The organism is Pseudomonas sp. MD195_PC81_125, from assembly GCF_014060985.1.
GTDB lineage: Bacteria > Pseudomonadota > Gammaproteobacteria > Pseudomonadales > Pseudomonadaceae > Aquipseudomonas > Aquipseudomonas parakoreensis.
Window position 1 is genome coordinate 1 of the sequence record NZ_JABULD010000735.1, and the last position, 5,130, is coordinate 5,130.

General features: G+C 55.2%; 4 protein-coding genes and 1 pseudogene. 3 read left to right on the forward strand and 2 right to left on the reverse strand.

Annotation, left to right across the window (positions count from 1 at the left end; genetic code table 11):
* Positions 1–207: pseudogene (locus HT737_RS28610) on the reverse strand (response regulator); the annotation flags it as partial.
* A 335-nt stretch (positions 208–542) separates the two neighbouring features.
* Between HT737_RS28610 and HT737_RS28615 the strand changes: the two are divergent.
* The 3 genes from HT737_RS28615 (at position 543) to cydB (ending at position 4,793) form a co-directional block, all read left to right on the forward strand.
* Complete coding sequence (locus tag HT737_RS28615) at positions 543–2,120, forward strand: sensor domain-containing diguanylate cyclase (RefSeq protein ID WP_182404500.1); 1,578 nt, start codon at positions 543–545, stop codon at positions 2,118–2,120.
* Between the two features lie 282 nt (positions 2,121–2,402).
* Entirely contained in the window at positions 2,403–3,779 is a 1,377-nt protein-coding gene (locus HT737_RS28620) for a cytochrome ubiquinol oxidase subunit I (protein WP_182404501.1), read from the forward strand.
* Positions 3,780–3,791: 12 nt separating this feature from the next.
* Positions 3,792–4,793 carry a cytochrome d ubiquinol oxidase subunit II gene (gene cydB, locus HT737_RS28625; protein WP_182404502.1) on the forward strand — a complete coding sequence of 334 codons (1,002 nt, stop codon included), beginning with the start codon at positions 3,792–3,794 and terminating at the stop codon, positions 4,791–4,793.
* Positions 4,794–4,807: 14 nt separating this feature from the next.
* Here the strand turns inward: cydB and HT737_RS28630 are convergent.
* Positions 4,808–5,130: sensor histidine kinase KdpD (locus tag HT737_RS28630; protein ID WP_182404503.1), on the reverse strand; the 323-nt coding region annotated here is incomplete at its 5' end.

The following is a 5,130-nucleotide window of genomic DNA, read 5'->3' on the forward strand; positions in this document are numbered from 1 at the left end:
CGGTAATGCATGATCCACCACCACCAGAGGGCACGGCACATGCGCCTCAAGCAAATATGTCAAAGCATCGTCAGCTGTCTCAAAGGCTAGGGACTGTGCGCCGATTTCCTTCAGGATATCGCCCATGAGCATACGAAGCGTCGGATCGTCTTCAATCACGATGACTTTGCCAGAAATTGGCAGTAGACCTTCCCAAGTGAGCTTCAATCTCCGGATCCTTAACGTCTGGCGAGTTCAAAAGAAATTTCACGTCCGTCAGTGTAGTACCGGAACTGAATCGTCCAGGAATTAATACCCACCAGTCGACCGCCGCGGCATTGGAGACTTAGATCTACGACATGTTCCCGGATGAGAAAAAATCAGCGTGCCACAATTCGTCTGAGACCTAGACCCCCTAATCCATGGGATCTTGATGCCCTCCCTTGCCAGTTCACCCAATTTTCTTGGAGTATGGTCGAATGGTGTCAGGCGCCTGCGGGTGCACATTGAGTCAAAACGAGCTAAGGGAATGTCTCGCCGCTCAATATCATAAAGGGCAAATTATGCCTCACGAGTCTTTCGCAGCTGGTCTTGCAAAAGTTAAGGAAGCAGAGCTCACCACGTCTGAGCACGGGGTGACGAAAGACAAGGTTCGCGCAGCGATCGGCTTTCTCCTGGCAGTTTGCCTTTCGCTAGTGGTGGTTGCCATCTGGGAGGGCTGGAGTTCGCGTGAGTACCGGTTGCACGACAAGGAAGTGTCAATGGCCAACCTCGCGCAAACCCTGGCGTCACAAGCTCAGGCATCCATCAAACAAGCCGACACCGTGCTGTTCAGCTTGGTCGATCGAATTGAAACGGAAGGAATGAGCCCGGAGCAGTTACCTCTCCTACTACGTCTTCTCAATGCACAGCGAAACGAGCTGCCACAGTTGCATGGGTTATTTATCTATGACCAGAACGGCGCCTGGATAGCGGACTCGAGCGGCATCCTGCCGCCGAACGCAAATAACGCCGATCGTGAGTATTTTATCTACCATCGCGATCATCCTGACCGAGGCCCGCATGTAGGGCTGTCCATCAAAAGTCGCTCAACGGGCGATTGGGTCCTGCCGGTGTCGCGCAGGATCAACAACCCTGATGGCAGTTTTGCAGGCGTGGCATTGGCAACTATCTATCTTGATCACTTTCTCAAGCTCTACAACAGCATCGATATTGGCAGTAATGGCGTTATCAACCTGATTTCCTCCGACGCCAGAATCGTCATTCGACGCCCCTTTAACGATGCGATCATTGGCAGCAGCGTTGCGGACGGCCCGCTATTCACCCAGTTGCTACCAAAAGGGCCTTCTGGAACGGCCACGGTCAGATCATACGTAGATGGTATAGAACGCGTCGTCGGGTTTCGACGGGTCAGTGGGTATCCTCTCGTGGTGTTTTCAGCCATGAATAAAGAGGAGGTATTGGCAAGCTGGTGGCAGGAAACATTGATGAGCTCCGCCATCGTAATTTTGCTGATGAGCGTTTTGGGTGGGATCGGTTATCGCTTCATCCGGTTGATGAAACAACAGAACCGAATTCAAAACGAATTACTGGGCGCTCAAGACAAGCTGCTTGATGTGAATCGAACCCTGGAACTGCTCGCCTTGGAAGACGCACTGACCGGGCTCGCAAACCGTCGCCAGTTCGACTTGTTCACGCAGGCTGAGATGGGAAGGGCCAAACGTGGTCACACCACCCTGGCCTTGCTGATGATCGACGTCGATCACTTCAAGCGTTTCAATGATCGGTATGGCCACTTGGTCGGTGACGAGTGTCTACGCAGGCTAAGTGGGATCATCCTTGAAAACATTAAGAGACCAGGCGATCTCGCTGCACGATTTGGCGGCGAGGAGTTCGCAGTTGTTCTGCCGGCAACCGATTACGTTGGGGCTTTTATCGTCGCGCAAAAGATCCGCAACGCAGTAGAACAAGCGCAGATTGCACACAAAGACAGCGAGCAGGGGATAGTGACGGTCAGCATCGGTGTAAGCGCCTGTAGCCCAAGAGCTGAGGACACCCCGGACGATCTGATTGGTGCTGCTGATAAAGCGCTCTACATTGCCAAGACCAGCGGCCGAAACATGAGCGTGATCGCTGACTGAAAGGCGAACAAGCGTGCGCAAAAAACACTTCAAGCGTGCACCCTGAAAAGCATCCTCGGTATCTGCTCGCCACAGGTACCACAGCAGTGCTCCTCGCCCGCCTACAAAACGACAAATGAGTGCGCTATCACTGTTGGTAGGCGCAACTATGATGAATAGGTCGGCTCAACCATTGAGTGGAAACGTTCCAATTCTCGAGTGAGAAAGCGAAACGCCATAGCGGCAAGCGCTCACAGAAGTGTTGAGCAACCTAATCGTCTGATCACAAGCCGGGAGTCATACGTGGAAGCCCTCGACTCAGTCCTCACGGCGGCGCGTGCCCAGTTCGCGATCACCATCAGTTTTCACATCGTGCTGGCGGCGTTCACCATCGGTCTGTCGAATTTTCTACTGGTACTCGAGGCGTTGTGGCTCAAGACCGGTCGCGAAGTCTATCTGGATGTCTATCACTACTGGCTCAAGATATTCGCCCTTAATGTGGCGGTGGGTACGGCGTCAGGGCTGATTTTGGAATATCAGTTTGGGCTGAACTGGTCGCGTCTGGTGGTACAGGCGGGCGATATTCTTGGACCGTTGATGTTCTACGAAGTGTTGGCGGCGTTTTTCCTCGAGGCCGGGTTCTTGGGCATCATGCTTTTCGGATTGAAGAAGGTCGGCCCACGACTGCATTTCTTCGCCACTGGTGCCGTAGCCATGGGTTCGTTGATCAGCGCATTTTGGATACTGTCGGCCAACTCCTGGATGCACACACCCGCAGGCTATTCGATGTCAGGGGAGGGGCGCTTTCTGGCCGAAAACTGGTGGGCGATCATTTTCAATCCCTCGTTCCCCTATCGCCTGGCGCATATGACATTGGCCGCGCTGCTGGGTTCGGCAACGCTGGTGGCCGGCGCCAGTGCCTGGCAGTTGCTCAAAACCTCGCACAATCCCCGCGCACGCCTGCAATTGTCCATGGCCTTATGGACGGTCGTGGCTCTAACTCCCGCGCAAATTGTGGTCGGCGACCTACATGGCGAACACACTTTGAAGGTTCAACCGCAGAAGGTAGCCGCCATTGAAGGTTCGTGGACGCGTCCACCCGCAGGTGCGGGTGAACCGCTGCGCCTATTCGGCTGGCCGGATATGTCCGAAAGACGCAATCACTGGGAAGTGGCTATTCCGCGGATCGGCTCGCTTTACCTTCGTCACGACCTGAGCGGCACCATCGCCGCACTGGACGAGTTCGCGCCTGAGGACATTCCGCCGGTGCCGCCAGTATTTTTCGCATTTCGCCTGATGGTCGGGCTGGGGTTGATGATGTTGGCGCAAGGCATCGCCAGCCTCGTTCTTCGCTTTCGTAAGCGTCTGTACATTGCACGCGGGTGGTTATGGAGCTGTGTGCTGATGGCCCCAACGGGATTTGTAGCGATGCTCAGTGGTTGGATCGTCACTGAGGTCGGGCGTCAGCCCTTTACCGTCTACGGGCTACTGCGCACGGCCGACAGCGTGTCACGGGTCTCACGCGAGCAGGTGGTGACTTCTACGTGGGGAATTCTGCTGTTCTATCTGCTGGTATTCGGCATCGGCTTGTGGGTGCTGATGCGTTTGCTACGTGAGCCACCGCGCCGTGGCGAGCCAGGTCCGCAACCAACATTGCCTGACGAAACCGGACGGTCTTGAGGAAACGAGTCGATGGACACTGACTGGCTGACCCTGTTGTGTGCAGCAGCTCTGGCATTCTCGGTGATGAACTATGTGTTGCTCGACGGAACCGATCTGGGTGTCGGCATACTGCTGGGCCTGACGCATAGCAGCCGCAATCGACGCGCCATGGCTGTGACCATCCTGCCGATTTGGGATGCCAACGAAACCTGGCTCGTTCTCGGTGGCGGCGGGCTTCTGGCTTTGTTTCCGCTGGCCTACGCCATTCTGCTCCCCGCGCTTTACGTGCCATTTATCGCCATGTTTCTGGCATTGATACTGCGTGCAATGGCGCTTGAATTTCGTGATCACGCGCCCAGCGAGCGCGTTAAACGGCTGATCGACGGCGTGTTGCTGTGTGGCTCCCTGTGCACGGGACTGATTCAAGGTATTGTGCTCGGCACCCTGGTCAAAGGCGTCCCCCATCTGGGCAGTCAGTACAGTGGCGATGGCCGCGAGTGGCTCGAACCCTTTCCGCTATTTTGCGGCCTCGTACTCGTGCTGGGCTATACCTGGCTGGGCGCTTGCTGGCTGTATTGGCGAACCGTTGATGAACTGCAGCACCGTTCTGCGCGTCAGGCGAAGCAGCTGGCTTGGGGCACGGCAGGGCTTCTGCTGGTTTTAGTCGCTTGGACCACCACCTTGCACGATCAGTACTCGCAGCGGCTGACGGCGCCGGTGGTGTGGGTACCCGCGGTTTTGATTCTGATGGCTTTGCTGGTGGTATTCCGATCAGGGTTTCGCAGTCGTTCTGACTGGGTACCGCTGTTCTGCGCCCTGGGTGTATTCGTACTGGCGTTCGCCTTGATGCTCGTCGCGCTTTATCCGCTGATCATTCCCCCGGGTCTGACGCTGCAAGCCGCCACCTCAAAGCCCAATAGCCAGGTCTTCATGCTCGTCGGCTTTGCCGTGTTGATACCGGTGACGTTGATCTACAACACTTATGGATTCAGAGTCTTCAGCGGCAAGGTACGTGTGGGAACAAAAAGCTGAAAAATTCCGGGTTTCTAAGACTGAATTTGTGGAAAAAAGACTTCAAACGTTGTGCCTTCTTCGGTGTTGGAACACACCGTGACGTTCCCTCCATGTGACCGGGCGATTTCCCTCACGATGAACAATCCAAGCCCTACGCTGCGTGCGTTACGGTCGTTGGTGCCGCGGATCATGGGTTCGAATAGAGTCGCCATCAATGACTCAGGGATAATCGCGCCCTGGTTGCGAACGGACACAATGGTTTGATGCTCTTCACAAGATGAAGTGATGATGATTGGCTGCTTCAAATCTCCATAAGCAACGCTGTTAGCAACCAGGTTGCCAATAACTTGCTGTA

Coding starts and splice junctions, on each gene's coding strand:
- HT737_RS28615 (WP_182404500.1), top strand. CDS start 543: ATGCCTCACGAGTCTTTCGCAGCTGGTCTTGCAAAAGTTAAGGAAGCA.
- cydB (WP_182404502.1), top strand. CDS start 3,792: ATGGACACTGACTGGCTGACCCTGTTGTGTGCAGCAGCTCTGGCATTC.